The organism is Sphingomonas plantiphila, from assembly GCF_046000505.1.
GTDB lineage: Bacteria > Pseudomonadota > Alphaproteobacteria > Sphingomonadales > Sphingomonadaceae > Sphingomonas > Sphingomonas plantiphila.
In genome coordinates, this window is sequence record NZ_JBELQC010000001.1 from 1,512,687 (window position 1) to 1,531,146 (window position 18,460).

Consider the following 18,460-nt stretch of genomic DNA (forward strand, 5'->3'; position numbering starts at 1 on the left):
TTGCATTTGTGGGGGCACAAGCCTAGATCGCCCGCAACGCAAACTCCCGGAGAGGCTTTCATGTCCACCGACCCCGTCGTTATCGTTTCCTATGCCCGCACCCCGATGGGGAGCATGCAGGGCGCGCTGTCCGACGTGACCGCGACCGAGCTGGGCGCGACCGCGGTCGGCGCGGCGGTGGAGCGCGCTGGCCTCAAGGGCGAGGCGATCGAACGCATCTATATGGGCTGCGTCCTGCCCGCTGGGCTGGGACAGGCGCCGGCGCGGCAGGCGGCGATCCGTGCGGGGCTGCCCGAGCATATCGAGGCGACGACGGTCAACAAAATGTGCGGATCGGGCATGCAGGCGGCGATCATGGCGTCGGACGCGCTGGCGGCGGGGTCGGCCGATCTGATCATCGCCGGCGGGCTGGAGAGCATGACCAACGCCCCGTATCTTTCGATGAAGCATCGCAGCGGCGCGCGGATCGGGCATGACCGGTTGTTCGACCATATGTTCCTCGACGGGCTGGAAGATGCCTATGAGCCCGGTCGCGCGATGGGCACCTTTGCCGAGGAGATCGCGACCGAATACCAGTTCACCCGCGAAGCCCAGGACGACTACGCCATCGCCAGCCTGACGCGGGCGCAGCAGGCGCAGCGATCCGGTGCGTTCGATCGCGAGATCGTTCCGGTCGAGGTCAAGACGCGCAAGGGTGTGGTGACGGTCGCGGTCGACGAACAGCCGTCCAAGGGCGATCCCGCCAAAATCCCCACGCTGAAGGCCGCCTTTGCCAAGGACGGGACGATCACCGCAGCCAATGCCTCGTCCATCTCCGACGGCGCGGCGGCGCTCGTGATGACCCGGCTGTCGGTCGCCGAGAAATTGGGCCTGACGCCGATCGCGCGGGTCGTCTCGCATGCCGGTCATGCCCATGCCCCGGCGCGCTTCACGACGGCGCCGGTGTTCGCGATGCAGAAGGCGTTGGACAAGGCCGGGTGGAGCATCGGCGACGTCGACCTGTTCGAGGTGAACGAGGCGTTCGCGGTGGTCGCGATGATCGCAATGCGCGACCTCGGCATTCCGCACGACGTGCTCAACGTCAACGGCGGCGCCTGCGCGATGGGGCATCCGATCGGGGCGAGCGGCGCGCGGATCATGGCGACCTTGCTCGCGGCGCTGCAGAATAGCGGGCAGAAGCGCGGGATGGCCTCGCTGTGCATCGGCGGCGGTGAGGCGACTGCGGTGGCGCTGGAGCTGATTGACTGACAGGCGTCCGACGATCCTGACGTTTTTGAAGGGGTTTTCGGGAATCGCGACTGCGACGCGACGGGAAGACGCCCGGGACGGGACATGCACGCGCCGCTCACGCGACAGTAACGCGACCGTCGGGTGTCGCCCGCGCGACACTGACGCGACTGCCACGCGACAGGTGCGGGGCATGTAGCGGACAGGGATGCGCCATCGCCTTGGCACCCATGCGGCACCGACGCGTCGCCGCGCCGGTGCTGCGGCGGGGGCGTCGGAGTCGACCGGGGCAGGGATGTGCGCATCGACCAGTATATGCGCGATCGGGGGCGTTGTAGGAAAGGCGTTTGTCGCGGACGCTGCCACGTCGGCGGTCATCGCGGCTTTGTGCCGGGTTCCACGTCGCCGCCCGCGCTGCGCTTGAACCTGAATCTTCGCGATCGCCGCGCGGTGGATCCCGGCACAAGGCCGGGATGACAGGATTTTTTCGGATTAGGTTTTGAACCCATCAATGACCGTTTTAGTCACAGAGACTGAATGCCCGATTGTGGGTATAAAACGGTCAACCCCTGCCGAAAAAGTCTTAACTCTGGTGGGTGTCCTCTGATTCCTGAAAAGTGATGAGCACCGCCAGCGCGCGCTCTGCGAGTTCGCGGAAACGAATGGCGTCGCTCACCGACACCTCGTCGCTATGGGCCGCGACATTGCGCGTTTTCCTTAACTCGTTGACCAACGTCACCACGCTCATTGGCAGATGCCCGGCCTTGTTGAGCTCCCGTATCCACGCAGGTGGGTTCGGAAATGAGGATGAGGCAATGCCGTGTTTAGTTGCGAGCACCCTGATCGCCGCCTCTACCGCCTGCCAAGCATCAACGACCGCTGCACTCGGCGAAATCGCCAACAATTTATCGAAGCGTTCCTGCTCGGCCGAGACCGGTGACGGTAGAGCAGGATAGTGCTCTACCTCTGGCTTCGGCGGAGGTGGAGGAAGCGTTCCCGCGGTCTCTTCAGCTTTGTCCAACTCCTTCGCAAATTTCGCCTTCGCGTCACCCCAGCCAAGTTCATTCAGCCGCCGGAGGAGGCTGCCGATCTGATTACGAAAAATGGCAGCAATGACCACGGCGGCGAGCGGCCATGCAAGAGAGCCCGTCATTGACGCCACGAACTCCAGCCAACTCATAACGTGATCCCTAGTTTGCTGGGTCATTCAATTACCACACCCCTCAGGGCACTTCCTCGCCCGGCTCGGTGCCCCAGATGCGGTTCTGTTCGACATAACCGCCGCGGCCGCGGACGTCGAACCAGCACCAGCCGCGGCTGCACTTGCTGATGCGGCCGACCACGCCGGGGGCAGCGCGCCAGTTGACCTTGCCCGAAAAGCGCGGGCTATCGCGCATTTCCAGCACCGATCCGACGACCATGCCGGTGCGGGTGGCGGAGAGAAGCGAGACGAGCATCCAGCCCTGGGTGCCGTCCGGGTCCTCGACCTTGCGCCAGTCGTTATACACCTCGATCACCTTGATCGGCAGATCGGCGCGGACATAGAGCCAGCTGGCGGGATAGTTGCGGCCCGGGCCGGTGCGCATGCGTGCCTTGCCCGCCGAGATCGACGCATAATAGGGCGGCTTGCGCTGCTGCGCCCAGGCGTCGCCGATCGCGCACACGCCGAGCGCAAGCGTGACCAACGCCGCCAGAACCACACGCAACTGCATCGAATCCCCCAAAGTCCGGATCGACGAGACCTTAGAGGGCGCGATGCGTCCGCATCAACCGTTGACGTGCGCGCGTGGCGGGGCCAAGCGATCCGGCATGGCACAGCCGCGCGTCGCCCGCCCCCGCGTGATCGTCACCCGCAAGCTCCCCGATGCGGTCGAGCAGCGGATGGTCGAGCTGTTCGACACGGCGCTCAATCCGGTCGACGCGGGGATGGAGCGTGACGCGCTGATCGCGGCGATCCAGGATTGCGACGTGCTGGTGCCGACCGTAACCGACACGATCGACGGCGACCTGATCGCCGCGGCGGGCGAGCGGCTGAAGCTGATCGCCAATTTCGGCGCTGGCGTGAACCATATCGACCTGAAGGCGGCGCGGGCGCGCGGAATCGTCGTCACCAACACGCCGGGCGTGCTGACCGAGGATACCGCCGACATGGCGATGGCGCTGATCGTCGCGGTGCCGCGGCGGCTGGCGGAGGGCGAGAAGCTGGTGCGATCGGGCCAATGGACGGGCTGGTCGCCGGGCGGGATGCTGGGGCACCGCATCGGCGGCAAGAAGCTGGGCATCGTCGGCATGGGGCGGATCGGCCAAGCGGTGGCGCGGCGCGCGCGGGCGTTCGGCCTGTCGATCCATTATCACAACCGCCACCGCCTGCCCGAGCTGGTCGAGGGCGAGCTGGGCGCGACCTGGCATGCCGATCTCGATGCGATGCTGGGGCAGATCGACATCCTGACGATCCACACCCCACTCAACGACGACAGCCGCGACCTGATCGATGCGCGGCGGATCGCGCTGCTCGGCAGCCATGTCTATCTGATCAACGCATCGCGCGGGGGAATCGTCGACGAAGAGGCGATGATCGACGCGCTGGAGGGCGGTCGGCTGGCCGGGGCGGGGCTGGACGTATGGCGGTTCGAGCCGCGGATCGACCCGCGGCTGCTGGCGCTGCCCAATGTGGTGATGACCCCGCATATGGGATCGGCGACGCTGGAGGGGCGGCTGGCGACGGGCGACAAGGTGATCGCCAATATCCGCTTCTGGGCCGATGGACACCGGCCCCCCGATCAGGTGCTGGAAGGATGGATGTGATGCCGATGCCGCGCTTTCACCTGGCGATTCCGGTCGACGATCTGGAGGCGGGGCGCGCATTTTACGGCGATCTGCTCGGCTGTCCGCAGGGGCGCGAGGACAAGGGGCACTGGATCGATTTCGACCTGCGCGGGCATCAGTTGGTGCTGCACAAGGGTGAGGGCGCCGGCGTGCGGCTGCGCAACGCGGTCGATGGCGACGCGGTGCCGGTGCCGCATTTCGGGCTGGTGCTCGATTGGGACGAATGGCACGCGCTGGCGGATCGGGTGAAGGCGGCAGGGACCGACTTCGTGATCGAACCGCATATCCGGTTCGCGGGGAAACCCGGCGAGCAGGCGACGATGTTCTTCTACGATCCGGCAGGCAATGCGCTGGAGTTCAAGGCGTTTCGGGATATCGGGCAGTTGTTCGCGGTCTAGGCGTATCCAGCAAGGTTGCCCGTCGCCGCGCGACCCAATTGCGGACCGATCCGTCCTTTTACGCCGTCATCCTGAACTTGTTTCAGGATCCACCTCTGCGCAAGCAACCGAGGAGCAGGTGGAAGAGTGGATGCTCAAACAAGTTCAGCATGACGAAGTGGGATAGAACCGCGGCCCACTTAAATCCGGTCATTGATTATGATTGGTTGACCGCGTCCGCCTCCTTTGCCTCGCGCCGCTTCTTGAGCGCGCGGGCGATCAGGATGCCGCCGAGGATGAACCCGCCGGGGGCGAGCAGCACCGTCGCCGCGATGGCGGCGTTGCGGGTCGCGTTGGACCTGGGGGCTTCGTCAGACAGTGAAGCTCTCGCCGCAGCCGCAGGCGCCCTTGGCGTTGGGGTTGTTGAATACGAAGCCGGCGGTGAAATCGTCTTCGACCCAGTCCATCGTCGATCCGATCAGATAGAGGATCGAGCCGCCGTCGACGAACAACGTGCCGCCTGGGGTGTCGATGCGCTCGTCCATCGGGTTGGCGGCGGTGACGTAATCGACCGAATAGGCGAGGCCCGAGCAGCCGCGGCGGGGGGTCGACAGCTTGACCCCGATTGCCCCCTCCGGCGCTTTCGCCATCAGCGTTGCGATGCGCGCTTCCGACGCGGGGGTCAGGAGGATCGCGGCCGGGCGGGCACGGGTCTTCACTTCGCTCATCACAGCATCCCCAGTTCGAGCCGAGCTTCGTCGCTCATCTTCGCCGGATCCCAGGGCGGGTCCCAGACGAGGTTGACCTCGGCATGGCCGACGCCGGGTACGGCGCCGACGCGCAGTTCGACTTCGCCCGGCATCGATTCGGCGACCGGGCAGTGCGGGGTGGTGAGCGTCATCGTCACCACGGCATGGCCGGCGTCAGTCACCTCGACATTGTAGATCAGGCCGAGGTCGTAGATGTTGACCGGAATCTCGGGGTCGAAAATGTCCTTCAACGCATCGATGATCGCGTCATAGGTCGCGCCGCCGGGCTGTCCGGCGGGGACGTCGGCGGGCTTTTGCGCGAGGAAGCCCTCCAGATAGTCGCGCTTGCGCTCGAAGGTTTCGCGGGCATCCTCGACGCGCGCACGCGGCGGGGCGGCGACCGCCTCGACCTCTTCGACTTCGATCCTGCGTTCTTCGTTCATCCGAAGATCCTCGTCACTCTTTCGATTCCCTTGACCAGCGCGTCGATGTCCGACGCGCCATTATAGACGCCGAAGCTGGCGCGTGCGGTGGCGGTGACGCCGAGGCTGTCCATCAGCGGCTGCGCGCAGTGATGCCCGGCGCGGATCGCGACATTGCCCTCGTCCAATATGGTGGCGACGTCGTGGGGATGAACCCCCTCGACCGCGAAACTGACGATACCGGCGCTGTCGGCCGGGCCGAACAGGCGGACGCTGTTGAGGCCGGACAGCGCGTCGCGAGCCTTGTTCACCAGGGCGGTTTCGTGCGCATGGATGCGGTCGAGGCCGATCGCGTCAACATAGTCGATCGCGGCATGGAGGCCGGTGACGCCGATGATGTGCGGGGTGCCCGCCTCGAACCGGCCCGGAACGGGAGCGTAGGTCGTCTGTTCGAAGGTCACGCGGTCGATCATCGATCCGCCGCCCTGCCATGGGGGCATCGCGTCGAGCAGGGCATGGCGGCCCCACAGAACGCCGATGCCGGTCGGGCCATAGAGCTTGTGCCCCGAGAAGACGTAGAAATCGCAGCCGAGTTCGGCGACGTCGACCGGCAGGCGCGGCGCCGCCTGGCAGCCGTCGATCAGGATCTTGGCGCCGATGCTGTGGGCGAGTTCGGTGGCGCGCTGCACGTCGAGGATCGAGCCGAGCACGTTCGAGACATGCGCGAGCGCGACCAGCTTGTGCCGTTCGGTCAGCATTGCGGCCATCGCGTCGAGATCAATGCGGTGATCGTCGGTGAGCGGCACCACGTCGATGATCGCGCCGGTCCGCTCCGCCGCCATCTGCCAGGGGACGATGTTGCTGTGATGCTCGAGCTGGCTGAGCAGGATGCGGTCGCCGGGCTGGAGGTTGGGGATCGCCCAGCACTGCGCGACGAGGTTGATGCCCTCGGTCGCGCCGCGCACGAACACCACCTCGTCCTCGCGCCCGCCGATGAAGGATGCGACGCGGCGGCGTGCGGCTTCATAGGCAAGCGTCATGTCGGCCGAGCGCTGGTACACGCCGCGATGGACGGTGGCGTAATCCTGCGCGTAGCCGCGCGTGATCGCGTCGATCACGGGTTGCGGCTTCTGCGCAGTCGCGGCGGTGTCGAGATAGGCCCAGCCCGCCGGGATCGCCGGGAAATCGGCGAGCAGGTCGAGGGGGGCGGTGGCGGTGAGCGTTCTCATAGCCGGCGACCCTGGAGTTGTTCCCCTGCTTTCGCAGGGGAACGGCGGGCGTGGAGCATGTTCATAGTGCCGCCTCCAGCCACGCGTCGGCATCCGCGGCGAAGGCTTCGCGTACCGCGTCCTCGCCGATCCGGTCGATCGCATCCGCGACGAATGCGCGGGTGAGCAGCGCCTTTGCTTGCGCCTCGGGGATACCGCGCGACTGGAGGTAGAACAGCGCCCTGGCGTCGAGCTCGCCGACCGTAGCGCCGTGCGCGCACTTCACATCGTCGGCAAAGATTTCCAGTTCGGGCTTCAGATTCACCGTCGCTGTGCGCTTGAGCAGCAGGCCGCGCAGCGACTGTTCGCCGTCGGTCTTCTGCGCATCGCGGCGGACCTCGGCGCGCGAGGCGATGCTCGCGGTCGAGGTGTCGGCTGCGACCGCGCGCCAGATCTGGCGGCTGGTCCCCTCGGGCAGCGCGTGATCGGCGACGGTGGCGGAATCGACCGTCTCGCCGCCGCGCGTGAGCAGGGCGCCGCCCGCTTCGCCATAGGCGCCTTCGCCGGCGAGGATCATCTGTGCCTCGATCCGCGCGGTGCGGCAGCCGGTGACGAGCGCGGTGCTGGTGAAGCTTGCGGCCTTGCCGATGGTCGCGGCGGCATAGTCGGTATGCGCGCCGTCCTGCTTGAGGATGCGGACCGCGCGCATCAGCCGCGCGCCCTCGGCCAGTTCGACCCAGAGGTTCGCGTTGCTCCAGCCGGGGCCGACATGCGTTTCGACCAGCGATGCGACCGAATCGGCCATCATCACGATCTTGTTCGACAGGTGTGCGACGCCGCCGGTGGTGACGTGGATCACCTGGATCGGGCCGTCGAGCGCCGCCCGCGCCTTGAGATACAGGACATAGCCCGCCTCTGCGCCGGCGCACGCCGCTTCCGAATAGGGGTTCGCGCGCGTCTTGATCGGTGCGGCGGAAATCTCGACCGGGCCGGGCGCGCTCGCCTGCGCGTCGAGCGCGCCGTCGACGAACAGCAGGCGCGGGCCGGGGAGATCGAGCCAGAGATGCGCGACGTCCGGTGCGGACCCGCGCGGGCTGGCGGCGATCGCATCGAGCGGCGCGGCGTCGAACCAGCGCCAGTCTTCGGTGCGGGGCGCATCGAAAACGAGGCCCTGGGTCATTTCGCCCCCTTCGCGCGCTTGCGCAGTTCGGCGATCAGGCCGGGCTTGGTCTTCGCGACACAGGCCCGGACCGCGCTGTCGTCGGACTTGCCCTTCTGCACGCATTTGGTCGTCGCGCGGCACAGCCGGTCGTCGAGCTTCGGATAACCGGTGCTGCCGGTGAGGCCGCACTGCCAGCGGCCCTTGGCATCACGGCCGACATTGACCGAGACGGCTTGCAGACGCCGACCGATCACGAGGATTTCCTGCTCGGTCAGCGGCGCAGCCTGTGCTGGCGCGGCGAGGCCGAGGGCGAGCGTGAGCGGGGCGACGATCACTTGCTGCCCCGCGTCGCGGCGAGGCTGGCGATGCCCTGGTTGCGCTCGGCTTCGAAGCAGGGGGTTTGCGCCTGGATCACCGTGTTTAGCCGGGTCTGAAACGTCGCCTTGTCCTTGGTCTCGGTGGCGATGGCGTCGATCGTCGCGATCTTGGGCGCGATGCACGCGATCATCGCCTGGCAGCCGATGCGGTCGACCGCTTCATCGCCCGTCGATTTGGTGGTCTTGCACGCCACCTTGCCGTCGCGCAGGCGCCAGGTGCCGCGCCAGCTGCGCAGCTGGCGGCCGATCACGACGATTTCGCTGTCCTCCGGCGTCGCGGCGGTCGCCGGCGCCGGCGTCTGGACCGCCATGGCAAGCAGCATCGCCGCAATCATGCCGCCACCTGCGCATAGCCTTCGCGCTCGAGCTCGAGCGCCAGCTCGGGGCCGCCCGACTTCACGATGCGGCCATCGGCGAGGATGTGGACCGCGTCGGGCTTCACATAGTCGAGCAGCCGCTGATAGTGGGTGATCAGCAGCACCGACTTGTCGGGCGCGCGCATGATGCGGTTGATGCCGTCGCCGACGATGCGCAGCGCGTCGATGTCGAGCCCGCTGTCGGTTTCGTCGAGGATGGCGAATTTGGGATCGAGCACGCCCATCTGCACCATCTCGTTGCGCTTCTTCTCGCCGCCCGAGAAGCCGACATTGACCGGGCGCTTGAGCATCTCGGCGTCCATTTCGAGCGCGGCGGCCTGCGCGCGGGCGAGCTTGAGGAACTCGCCGCCCGACAGCGGCGCTTCGCCGCGCGCGCGGCGCTGGCTGTTGAGGCTTTCGCGCAGGAACTGAAGGTTGGACACGCCGGGGATTTCGACCGGATACTGGAAGCCGAGGAACAGGCCCGCGGCGGCGCGCGCATGCGGTTCGAGGTCGAGCAGGTCCTGCCCGGCGAAGGTCACGCTGCCGTCGGTCACTTCATAGCCGGGACGACCGCCGAGCACATAGCCGAGCGTCGACTTGCCCGCGCCATTGGGGCCCATGATCGCATGCACTTCGCCCGCATTCACGGTGAGCGACAGGCCCTTGAGGATCGGCTTGCCGTCGATTTCGGCGTGGAGGTTGGTGATTTCGAGCATGATGTCCTGCGGTCAAATTCGTGTGAGGATCGTGCGACGCACGGTCATTTGGGGTCGGTTTTCGGCATCGGACCGAGCGTGATCGCCGGGGTGCCACTTTCGTCCTTTGGCGGGGGCGGCAGCTTGCCGAGCCGGTTGGGGTCTTCGTCTTCCTTGCCCGTAACGACCGGGCCGACAGCGGGAGTCTTGGGCGGCTCGGGCGTTAGCAGCTTGCCCAGCCCGAACTTGGGCTCGGGCGTCGGCATCAGCTTGGGTGCCACCGCGGTGAGGCCGGAGCCGGTACCGCCGCAATATTCGCGGCCCGCGGTCGAGGTGAGGCAATCGGGGAGTGAGGTACAGGCCTGGTCGTCCACCCGCTTGGTCCCGCTCGACACGAAGACGCGGCAGTTGACGAGCTTGCCGTCCGGCGCGCGATCGAAAATCAGCGCGACGCGGCCGACCCGCGCGGTGACGACGACTTCCTCGACGTCTTCCACCGCGGGCGCGGCCTGCTGAGCGGCCAGCATCAGGACGGCCAAGGCGATCACGGGATGAGCAGCGCCGGTATGCCGGTCGACGGCGAAAATTCGATCGTCCGGAAGCTTTGGGCCCAGCGGCCGGTTTCGATGGCGCGCAGATATTTGAACGATCGCCGCTCCGCGTCGCTGTCGCGCGCGGCGACGATCGCAGCGCGCGTCTCCGGACATGCAGCCTTGACGCGGTTGAGGTCGAACCCGTCGCCCTTGAGGAAGTAACGGTCGGCCAGCATCGCCTTGCCAATGCAGCGGAGATGGGCCGCATAGGCGACGGTGACGACCTCGTCGCGCCGCGTCTGAAGTCCTGCTTCCTTTTCCTGGCGGACGAACATTTCGTCCATCCGGCGGGTCAGGCGCAGGACACTGGCGGGCGAATAGCGGCGGATGATCGGCTCTGCCTCCTGAATCATCGCGGCGTGCTGCGTCTCGCATTGCCGGGCACGCGTGTCGAAATCGGGTTCCGACGGATCGATCAGGCAGGCGGCGTTGAGATAGGCGAACGGCGCGATCGCGGTCGAACGCGGCTGCGCCTGTGCAGCCGGGCTCATCAATCCTGCGGACATCAGCACCGTGAATGCTATCGAACGGATCGTCATCTCACACTCCTCTTCTGCTGCTATCGACCAGTTGCGTTCACCCCACGCTCCCTTCGAGCGAAATCCCGAGCAGTTTCTGCGCTTCTACCGCGAATTCCATCGGGAGCTGCTGCAGCACCTCCTTGGCGAAGCCGTTGACGATCAGCGCGACCGCCGCTTCCTGATCGAGGCCACGTTGCATCGCGTAGAACAGCTGGTCCTCGCTGATCTTGCTCGTGGTCGCTTCATGCTCGATCTGAGCTGAAGGGTTCCTGACTTCGATATAGGGCACGGTGTGCGCGCCGCACTCGGAGCCGAGCAACAGGCTATCGCACTGGGTGAAGTTACGGACATTTTCCGCGCCGGGCGCGACGCGGACGAGGCCGCGATAGGTGTTGTCGCTGCGTCCCGCGCTGATCCCCTTGGAGATGATCGTCGAGCGCGACCCCTTGCCGTTGTGGATCATCTTGGTGCCGGTATCGGCCTGTTGGCGGTTGTTGGTGACCGCGACCGAATAGAATTCGCCGACGCTGTTTTCGCCGTTGAGCACGCAGCTGGGGTATTTCCAGGTGATCGCGCTGCCGGTTTCGACCTGGGTCCAGCTGACCTTGGAGTTGCGGCCCTGACACAGCGCGCGCTTGGTCACGAAATTGTAGATGCCGCCCTTGCCGTTCTCGTCGCCGGGATACCAGTTCTGCACGGTCGAGTATTTGATCTCGGCATCGTCGAGCGCGACCAGTTCGACCACGGCGGCGTGGAGCTGGTTCTCGTCGCGCATCGGCGCGGTGCAGCCTTCGAGATAGCTGACATAGGCGCCCTTGTCGGCGACGATCAGCGTGCGTTCGAACTGGCCGGTATTTTCGGCATTGATGCGGAAATAGGTGCTCAGCTCCATCGGGCAGCGCACGCCCTCAGGGATGTAGACGAAGGTGCCGTCGGAGAAGACCGCGCAGTTGAGGGCGGCGAAATAATTGTCGTGCATCGGCACGACCTTGCCCAGCCACTTCTTCACCAGCTCGGGATATTCGCGGATCGCTTCGCTGATCGAGCGGAAGATGACGCCGGCGGCTTCGAGCTCCTTGCGGAAGGTGGTGGCGACGCTGACGCTGTCGAACACCGCGTCGACCGCGACCTTGCGCGCGCCCTCGACGCCCGCGAGCACCTTCTGCTCCTCGATCGGGATGCCGAGCTTCTCGTAGACGCGCAGGATCTCGGGATCCACCTGATCCAGGCTGTCGAGCTTCGGCTTCGCCTTGGGCTCGGCGTAATAGTACGCGTCCTGATAGTCGATCGGATCGATGTCGAGCTTCGCCCAGTCGGGCGCGGTCATCGTCAGCCAGTGGCGATAGGCCCTGAGCCGCCAATCGAGCATCCATTCCGGCTCGTTCTTCTTGGCCGAGATGAAGCGCACCGTTTCTTCGCTCAACCCCTTGGGCGCGAAGTCCTGTTCGATGTCCGAGGAGAAACCCCACTCGTACTTCTTGTTGGCGGCGGCGATCGCCTCTGCGTTCTTGGTGGCCATTATGCGGGTACCGGTTGGGAGGAGAGGGAGGCGAGGGTGACGCCCGCGAGCGCGCGGCGAACCGAAGCGTTGACGGTGTTCCAGTGCGGCTTCACGCGGCAGCTCTGTTCGATGCAGCAATCCTGCTTGCCGCCCTCGACGCAGGCGGTCAGCGCGATCGGGCCTTCGATCGCCTCGACGATATCGGCCAGCGTGATCGTCGCGGGCGGGCGGGCGAGGCGGAAGCCGCCGCCGGTGCCGCGCGCGCTTTCGATCAGGCCCGCGGAAGACAGGCGGCTGACGAGCTTCTGCACCGTGGGCAGCGGCAGGCCGGTCTCGTCCGCCAGCAGCGTCGCATTCAGCCGCCCGCTGACGCCACAATGGCGTGCGGCGGCGGAGAGCATCACGACGGCATAATCGGCTTGAGCGGAGAGCCGCATCGGGTCCTTCGTTGCGAATGGTTCTCAAATCGGAATGATTCGTTCCGATTGGGCAGATGGGCTTGGTCGTAGCGTTCGTCAACCCGTCGTCCTATGGGGCGGTCATGCTCTACGACTTGCTGAAGCCGCTCATCTTCACCCTCGATGCCGAGCGCGCGCATCGGCTGGCCGTCCGCGCGCTGGCGCTGGCGCAAGGGCCGGCAGGGCCGCCGATCCGGGATATCCCGCGCGTGCGGCCGGTGACGATCGCCGGCGTCGAATTCCCCAATCCGGTCGGGCTGGCCGCAGGACTCGACAAGGATGGCGAGGCGATCGACGGGCTGATGGGGCTGGGGTTCGGCAGCGTCGAGATCGGATCGCTGACCCCGCGCCCGCAGGCGGGCAATCCCAAGCCACGGCTGTTCCGGCTGGTCGAGGACCGCGCGGTGGTCAATCGCATGGGGTTCAACAATGGCGGGATCGATGCGGCGATCGAGCGGGTGCAGGCCGCGCGCCGCCCGGGCGTGCTTGGCATCAATGTCGGCGCGAACAAGGACAGTGATGACCGGGTGGCGGACTATGCGCTGGGCGTAGCCAAGGTGGCGCCGCATGCCGATTATGTGACGATCAATGTGAGTTCGCCCAACACGCCGGGGCTGCGCGATCTGCAGTCGCGACCGGCTCTCGACGAGCTGCTCGCGGCGTCGAGCGCGGCGCGGATGCTGGCGGACCGCCGGGTGCCACTGTTCCTCAAGGTCGCACCCGATCTCGACCGCGCCGGGATGGAGGGGGTAGTCGCCGCGGCGATCGATGCCGGGATCGACGCGCTGATCGTCGGCAACACCACCATCTCGCGATCCGACACGCTGCGCTCGCCTCTGGCGGAAGAGGCGGGCGGGCTGTCGGGGCGGCCGCTGGCGGTGCTGGCGCGGGCGAAGCTTGCCGAGGCACTGGAGATCGTCGACGGGGCGCTGCCGGTGATCGCAGTGGGCGGGATCGACAGCGCGGACGAGGCGCGGGCGCGGCTCGATGCGGGGGCGGCGATGGTGCAGCTCTATTCGGCGCTGGTGTTCGAGGGGCCGGGGCTGGTGCGGCGCATCCTCAAACGACTTTGACGTAGCGGCATTGCGCTTGGAGACCGTCGCGCTAGGGTTCGTCGCGATGCGCGCGGGCACGGATCCGCGCCACAGGAGTTAGGGTCAGGATGCGCAAGCTCGAAAAGTTCGACAATCTGGTTTCGATGTTCTTCACCCGCGCGCGGGAAAAGGGCGATGCGCCGTTCCTGTGGGCGAAATCGGGCGGCAAATGGCACCCGACCAGCTGGGCCGAAGCGGCGCGCCAGGTCGCGAGCCTCGCCGCAGCGCTCAAGAAGCTGGGCCTGTCGCCCGGCGACCGCGTGATGCTGGTCAGCGAGAACCGCCCCGAATGGTGCATCAGCGACCTGGCGATCATGGCGGCAGGCGGCGTGACCGTGCCGACCTACACCACGAATACCGAGCGCGATCACCAGCACATCATAGACAATTCGGGCGCGTGCATGACGATCGTGTCCAATGCCAAGCTCGCCAAGACGCTGCTTCCCGCGGTGCTGCGGACGGTCGGCAGCACCGGCCACACGGTGATCGGGATCGAGGACATGCGGATGGGCCAGTCCGGCGCTATCGAGTTTCATGACTGGAACGCGCTGATCGCAGCCAATCCGGCGGATCTCGGCGCGGCCGAGCAGGCGGCGGCGCGGATGCGGCGCGAGGATCTGGCGTGCATCATCTATACCAGCGGCACCGGCGGATCGCCGCGCGGCGTGATGCAGCATCACGGCGCGATCCTGACCAACGTCGAGGGCTGTTGCGAGATCATCAGCGAGGATTTCGGGTGGGAGGACGAGGTGTTCCTGTCGTTCCTGCCGCTCAGCCACGCCTATGAGCATACCGGCGGCCAGCATTTCCCGGTCGGGCTGGGCGCGCAGATCTATTATTCCGAAGGGCTCGACAAGCTTGCCTCCAATATCGAGGAGGTGCGCCCGACGCTGATGGTCGTCGTCCCGCGCCTGTTCGAAGTGCTGCGCACGCGCATTTCCAAACAGGTCGAGAAGCAGGGCAAGTTCGCCAATTATCTGCTCGACCGCGCGGTTTCGATCGGCGGCAAGAAGGCGTCCGGAACGAGTTCGGTACTCGATCTGCCGATGAGCCTGTTCCTGGGTCGCACGCTCAAGCCGAAGCTGGCGAAGAAGTTCGGCGGGCGGATCAAGGCGATGGTCTCCGGCGGCGCGCCGCTCAACCCCGAGGTGGGGGTGTTCTTCGAAAGCCTCGGCATCACCTTCCTTCAGGGCTATGGCCAGACCGAGGCGGCTCCGGTGATCAGCTGCAACCGGCCCAAGGCGGGGCTGAAGCACGACACGGTCGGCCCGCCGCTGCCGGGCGTCGAGGTGCGCATCGCCGAGGATGGCGAAATCCTGGTGCGCGGCGAACTGGTGATGCACGGATATTGGCGCAACGAGGCGGAGACCGCCCGCGTGCTCAAGGACGGCTGGCTGCACACCGGCGATATCGGCCTGATCGACGAGAAGGGCCGGATCAAGATCACCGATCGCAAGAAGGACATCATCGTCAACGACAAGGGCGACAATGTCGCGCCGCAAAAGGTCGAGGGGATGCTGACGCTGCAGCCCGAGATCATGCAGGCGATGATCGCGGGCGACCGCAAACCATACATGACCGCAGTGATCGTGCCCGATCCCGAATGGACGCAGGAATGGTGCGCGAAGAACGGCGCGAAATGCGATCTTGCCGCGCTGCGCGAGGACCATGACTATCGTGCGGCGGTAGGCGCTGCGGTCGAGCGGGTGAACAAGGAATTGTCGGTGATCGAGCGGGTGCGTCGCTTCATCCTGGCGGACGAGCCGTTCACGATCGAGAACCAGCAGCTGACGCCGAGCCTCAAGATCCGGCGCCACGTCCTGCGCGAGGTCTATGGGCAGCGGATGGACGCGCTGTACAAGCAATAGCACGCTGCAGCCCGCCGCCCGGCGAAGCGCCGGGTCGGCGGCTGGCGGACGTCAGCGCCCTGCGGTGCCGGTCGGAGCCTTGTCTTCGGGCAGCACGACCATCGTCCAGTCCTTGTCGGGGCCGAGATATTTGACGGCAAGCGCCTGCAGCTCCTGCGGTGTCGTGCGGACATAGTCGATGCCGATCGAGGGGATAGCGGCGAGGCGGCGCGGGTCGAGCGTCCCGCCCTCGGTCTGCTGCATCCAGAACGGATTGCCCGTCGCGCGGCGCGATACCATCTGCGCGGTCGGTACGATGGCGCGGCGCAGCTCGTCGAACTCGATCGGCTTGGCGATCAGGTCGGCGGCGATCTCACGCGCGACCTTGATGAACAGATCGGTCTTGTCGGGGGGCAGCAGCGTGAGTGCGATGACGCGCCCGCCGCCCGGCTGGCCGACCGGCCACTGGCTGATGACCGTCGGCGAATAGCTGACGCCTTCGCCCGAGCGGATACGGTCGAGAATGCGGTCGCGCATGACCGCCGCGAGGATCTCGAGCTTGCGCCCCTCGCCGATATTAACCGCGCCGCCGCCGGCCTGCCATGCGATCACCGCTGCGGCCTGATCGGCCTGGCCGGTATGCCGCAGCACGACCGGCGTTTCGACATGGTCGGGGAAGCGCACCGCCGCCGAGACGATGCGCGAGGCGCGGCGCGGCTTCATCGCGCCGAAGCTGGTGCGAACCGCCTCGATCGCCTTTTCGACATCGATATCGCCGAACACCTGCACCTCGATCGGGCCCGTGGCCAGCAACGGCTCCCAGAAGGCGCGGAAGTCCTTGGCGTTCAGCGCTTCGATCTCCTCAAGGTCGGGCATTCCCCAGCGCGGATCGCCATCGCGCAGCGCGCGCTCGAGCTCGCCGCCGATCACCGCGTCCGGGGTCGCCGATTGCGCGGCATAGCCGGAAATCGCTATGGCGCGCGCGCGCGCAATGGGCTTGGGGTCCCATCCCGGAGCCGCGAGCTTTGCCGCGAGCAGGCGCAGCTGATCCTGCAGGTCAGCCGGCGAGGTCTGGCCCGCCAGCACGAAGGCGTCGTCGTCGATGCCGAAGTCCATCGAAATCTGGCGGTCGCCCGTCAGCTGATCGATCTCCTCCTGCCCGAGGTCGCCGATCCCGCCGGCGAGCAGCGCGAGATTGGCGGCCCAGGCCGGGGTCTGGCGATCGGACGGCAGCGCCTGCATCCCGCGACCGAAGCGGACGCTGACATAGACGCGCCCGACCTCGCCCTCGTTGCGGAAGAACAGGCCGGTGACGCCGTTGGAATAGCGTACCTGTTCGATCCGGGGTTCGGTGACGGCGACCGAGCGCGATGCCACCTTGCCCGGGGTACCGAGCTTTGGCAGCGCGTCGAACGTCACCTTGCGCGCAGCGGAACGGGCGCCGGCGAGCGACGAGACATCCGCCTCCAGCGCGGCGGCCAGCTTGGTCTGCACATTCGCGTCGGGCGCACGCGTGGTGATGATCGCGCGGGTCGCGACGCCCTGCAGCACCCGGCGGGTCGAGGCGAGGACGCGATCGGGCGTGAACATCTTCTTATCGATCGCACCCTTGAGGATGTCGTAGCTGGTCTGCTCGCTCGTCACCACCTCGTTGATGTCGATCGCCTCGACCAGATTGTCCGCGCGGCGCGACCCCGCCATCACCGGCGCAGTCGCGATCGAATTGCGCATCTGCGATTCGATTTCGGTCACCTCGCGGTCGATCTCGACCTGCGTCGGCGGATTGGTAAGCGCGTCGGCGATCACCGCACGCACGTCCTTGACCGCGGTTTCCCAATCCTCGCCGAGCGGAAGCACCTGGATCGCGGTGACATTGGCCGATCGGATCGCGTCGGACAGGTCGGCGCTGGCGCCGATATAGCTCGATCCGGCGCGCGCGCGGCGTTCCAGCCGCCGGTTGATGATGCGGACCGCGACGAAATCGACCATCCGTTCCTGATTGAACTTCACCGTGTCCTCGAACACGGTCCAGGGGCGGATCACCGACATCGATACGACGGGGGGCAGGGTCGGCTCGACGATCGCCGCGCTGTTGGGCTTGTCCGGGTCGGGCTTGCCGAAATCGGGAGTTTTGGGATTGGGGCCTTCGCCCTTCCAGTCTGCGAAATTCTTGACGATCAGCCGTTCGAACAGCTCGGGATCGAGATCGCCGACGATGATCAGCGTCGCGCGTTCGGGCCGGTACCAGCGCTGATGGAACGCCTTGACCGTTTCGGCGGTCGCGCCGTTCAGCGTTTCCACGGTGCCGATGACCGGGCGGTCGGCGAAAAGCTGTCCGGCGAACAGCAGCTGGCGCTGCGCCTCTTCGAAGCGCACCTCCGGCCGGAGCCGCTCGCGCTGCTCGGCTAGCACCACGGGACGCTCGGCCGTGAGCATCGCGGGCGTGATCGCGGGCGCCGCCATCATGTCGGCGAGGATGAACAGCGACTGGTCCAGGCTGCGCTCGTTCGCATCGGGCAGATCGAGCTTGTAGGTCGTCGACAGCGGCGTGGTGCTGGCGTTGCTGTCCGAACCGAAGGTGACGCCGAGACGCTGCCACACGCGCTTCGATTCGCCGTCGGGGATCTTCGACGAGCCGCGGAAGGACAGGTGCTCGAGAAGGTGGGCAAAGCCCTTTTCCGACTCCTGTTCCATCAGCGATCCGACATCCATGCGCAGCCGCACCGCGACCTGGCCGGGGGGTACGCCGTTCTTGCGCACCGCGTAGCGCAACCCGTTGGGCAGCGTGCCGAAGCGCCATTCGGGATCGTGCGCAATGTCGCTGCCCTTGTAGAGCCAGGGCGTCTTGTCGACCGCGACGGTCGGCGCGGCGGCGGGGGCCGGTGTCGGCGCGGTGCTCTGCCCGAGGGCAGGCAGCGCAGCGGCGATCAGCAGGAGGGGAAGGGCGAGCGGCCTAACGCGGGGGAACAATGCCATCGCGCAAAGCTTAGCGCGTCTCGCCCGCCACCGCCAGCGGGACGCGTTCGTCGGAATTATGCCGGGAT

19 protein-coding genes are annotated in these 18,460 nt (G+C 66.7%); 5 read left to right on the forward strand and 14 right to left on the reverse strand.

Features of this window, described 5'->3' with window-relative positions; genetic code table 11:
- The first annotated feature begins 60 nt into the window (after positions 1 to 60).
- Positions 61 to 1,248: an acetyl-CoA C-acyltransferase gene (locus tag ABS767_RS07115; protein WP_408077654.1), complete on the forward strand. Its 1,188-nt coding sequence runs from the start codon at positions 61 to 63 to the stop codon at positions 1,246 to 1,248.
- Positions 1,249 to 1,810: 562 nt separating this feature from the next.
- Here the strand turns inward: ABS767_RS07115 and ABS767_RS07120 are convergent.
- Both ABS767_RS07120 and ABS767_RS07125 read right to left on the reverse strand, forming a co-directional pair.
- Positions 1,811 to 2,407 carry a DUF4145 domain-containing protein gene (locus ABS767_RS07120; RefSeq protein WP_408077655.1) on the reverse strand — a complete coding sequence of 199 codons (597 nt, stop codon included), beginning with the start codon at positions 2,405 to 2,407 and terminating at the stop codon, positions 1,811 to 1,813.
- A gap of 43 nt (positions 2,408 to 2,450) precedes the next feature.
- Positions 2,451 to 2,939 carry an SH3 domain-containing protein gene (locus ABS767_RS07125; RefSeq protein WP_408077656.1) on the reverse strand — a complete coding sequence of 163 codons (489 nt, stop codon included), beginning with the start codon at positions 2,937 to 2,939 and terminating at the stop codon, positions 2,451 to 2,453.
- Positions 2,940 to 3,036: 97 nt separating this feature from the next.
- Between ABS767_RS07125 and ABS767_RS07130 the strand changes: the two genes are divergently transcribed.
- The gene (locus tag ABS767_RS07130) at positions 3,037 to 4,032 is read left to right on the forward strand and encodes a 2-hydroxyacid dehydrogenase (RefSeq protein ID WP_408077657.1); all 996 of its coding nucleotides are present in this window, start codon (positions 3,037 to 3,039) and stop codon (positions 4,030 to 4,032) included.
- Positions 4,032 to 4,451 (forward strand): VOC family protein, encoded by a 420-nt coding sequence (locus tag ABS767_RS07135; protein ID WP_408077658.1) that lies wholly within the window; start codon positions 4,032 to 4,034, stop codon positions 4,449 to 4,451. Before ABS767_RS07130 ends, ABS767_RS07135 begins: the two co-directional genes overlap by 1 nt.
- A 350-nt stretch (positions 4,452 to 4,801) precedes the next feature.
- On the opposite strand, the gene ABS767_RS07140 is transcribed toward ABS767_RS07135, so the two are convergent.
- The 11 genes from ABS767_RS07140 to ABS767_RS07190 form a co-directional block, all read right to left on the reverse strand.
- Positions 4,802 to 5,158: a HesB/IscA family protein gene (locus ABS767_RS07140; protein WP_408077659.1), complete on the reverse strand. Its 357-nt coding sequence runs from the start codon at positions 5,156 to 5,158 to the stop codon at positions 4,802 to 4,804.
- On the reverse strand, positions 5,158 to 5,622 hold the full coding sequence (locus ABS767_RS07145; protein ID WP_408077660.1) for an SUF system Fe-S cluster assembly protein: 465 nt from the start codon (positions 5,620 to 5,622) through the stop codon (positions 5,158 to 5,160). Before ABS767_RS07145 ends, ABS767_RS07140 begins: the two co-directional genes overlap by 1 nt.
- Positions 5,619 to 6,830: a cysteine desulfurase gene (locus ABS767_RS07150; RefSeq protein WP_408077661.1), complete on the reverse strand. Its 1,212-nt coding sequence runs from the start codon at positions 6,828 to 6,830 to the stop codon at positions 5,619 to 5,621. The genes ABS767_RS07145 and ABS767_RS07150 overlap by 4 nt, the downstream gene beginning before the upstream one ends.
- 61 nt (positions 6,831 to 6,891) lie before the next feature.
- Positions 6,892 to 7,989: a SufD family Fe-S cluster assembly protein gene (locus ABS767_RS07155; RefSeq protein ID WP_408077662.1), complete on the reverse strand. Its 1,098-nt coding sequence runs from the start codon at positions 7,987 to 7,989 to the stop codon at positions 6,892 to 6,894.
- Positions 7,986 to 8,306, reverse strand: coding sequence for a hypothetical protein (locus tag ABS767_RS07160; RefSeq protein ID WP_408077663.1), 321 nt, complete (start codon positions 8,304 to 8,306; stop codon positions 7,986 to 7,988). Before ABS767_RS07160 ends, ABS767_RS07155 begins: the two co-directional genes overlap by 4 nt.
- Positions 8,303 to 8,683, reverse strand: coding sequence for a hypothetical protein (locus ABS767_RS07165; protein WP_408077664.1), 381 nt, complete (start codon positions 8,681 to 8,683; stop codon positions 8,303 to 8,305). The genes ABS767_RS07160 and ABS767_RS07165 overlap by 4 nt, the downstream gene beginning before the upstream one ends.
- On the reverse strand, positions 8,680 to 9,423 hold the full coding sequence (gene sufC, locus ABS767_RS07170; RefSeq protein ID WP_408077665.1) for a Fe-S cluster assembly ATPase SufC: 744 nt from the start codon (positions 9,421 to 9,423) through the stop codon (positions 8,680 to 8,682). The genes ABS767_RS07165 and sufC overlap by 4 nt, the downstream gene beginning before the upstream one ends.
- Before the next feature lie 44 nt (positions 9,424 to 9,467).
- Positions 9,468 to 9,950, reverse strand: coding sequence for an energy transducer TonB (locus ABS767_RS07175; protein ID WP_408077666.1), 483 nt, complete (start codon positions 9,948 to 9,950; stop codon positions 9,468 to 9,470).
- Positions 9,947 to 10,534 carry a hypothetical protein gene (locus ABS767_RS07180; RefSeq protein WP_408077667.1) on the reverse strand — a complete coding sequence of 196 codons (588 nt, stop codon included), beginning with the start codon at positions 10,532 to 10,534 and terminating at the stop codon, positions 9,947 to 9,949. Before ABS767_RS07180 ends, ABS767_RS07175 begins: the two co-directional genes overlap by 4 nt.
- A gap of 37 nt (positions 10,535 to 10,571) precedes the next feature.
- Entirely contained in the window at positions 10,572 to 12,035 is a 1,464-nt protein-coding gene (sufB, locus tag ABS767_RS07185; RefSeq protein WP_408077668.1) for a Fe-S cluster assembly protein SufB, read from the reverse strand.
- A complete protein-coding gene (locus ABS767_RS07190; RefSeq protein WP_408077669.1) occupies positions 12,035 to 12,454 on the reverse strand; it encodes an SUF system Fe-S cluster assembly regulator in 420 nt (139 codons plus the stop codon). Before ABS767_RS07190 ends, sufB begins: the two co-directional genes overlap by 1 nt.
- Positions 12,455 to 12,558: 104 nt before the next feature.
- On the opposite strand from ABS767_RS07190, the gene ABS767_RS07195 reads away from it, so the two are divergent.
- A complete protein-coding gene (locus ABS767_RS07195; RefSeq protein WP_408078664.1) occupies positions 12,559 to 13,548 on the forward strand; it encodes a quinone-dependent dihydroorotate dehydrogenase in 990 nt (329 codons plus the stop codon).
- A gap of 89 nt (positions 13,549 to 13,637) precedes the next feature.
- Entirely contained in the window at positions 13,638 to 15,437 is a 1,800-nt protein-coding gene (locus ABS767_RS07200) for an AMP-dependent synthetase/ligase (protein WP_408077670.1), read from the forward strand.
- 51 nt (positions 15,438 to 15,488) lie between these two features.
- Here ABS767_RS07200 and ABS767_RS07205 read toward each other — a convergent pair whose 3' ends face one another.
- A complete protein-coding gene (locus tag ABS767_RS07205) occupies positions 15,489 to 18,392 on the reverse strand; it encodes a M16 family metallopeptidase (RefSeq protein WP_408077671.1) in 2,904 nt (967 codons plus the stop codon).
- Positions 18,393 to 18,460: the final 68 nt, after the last annotated feature.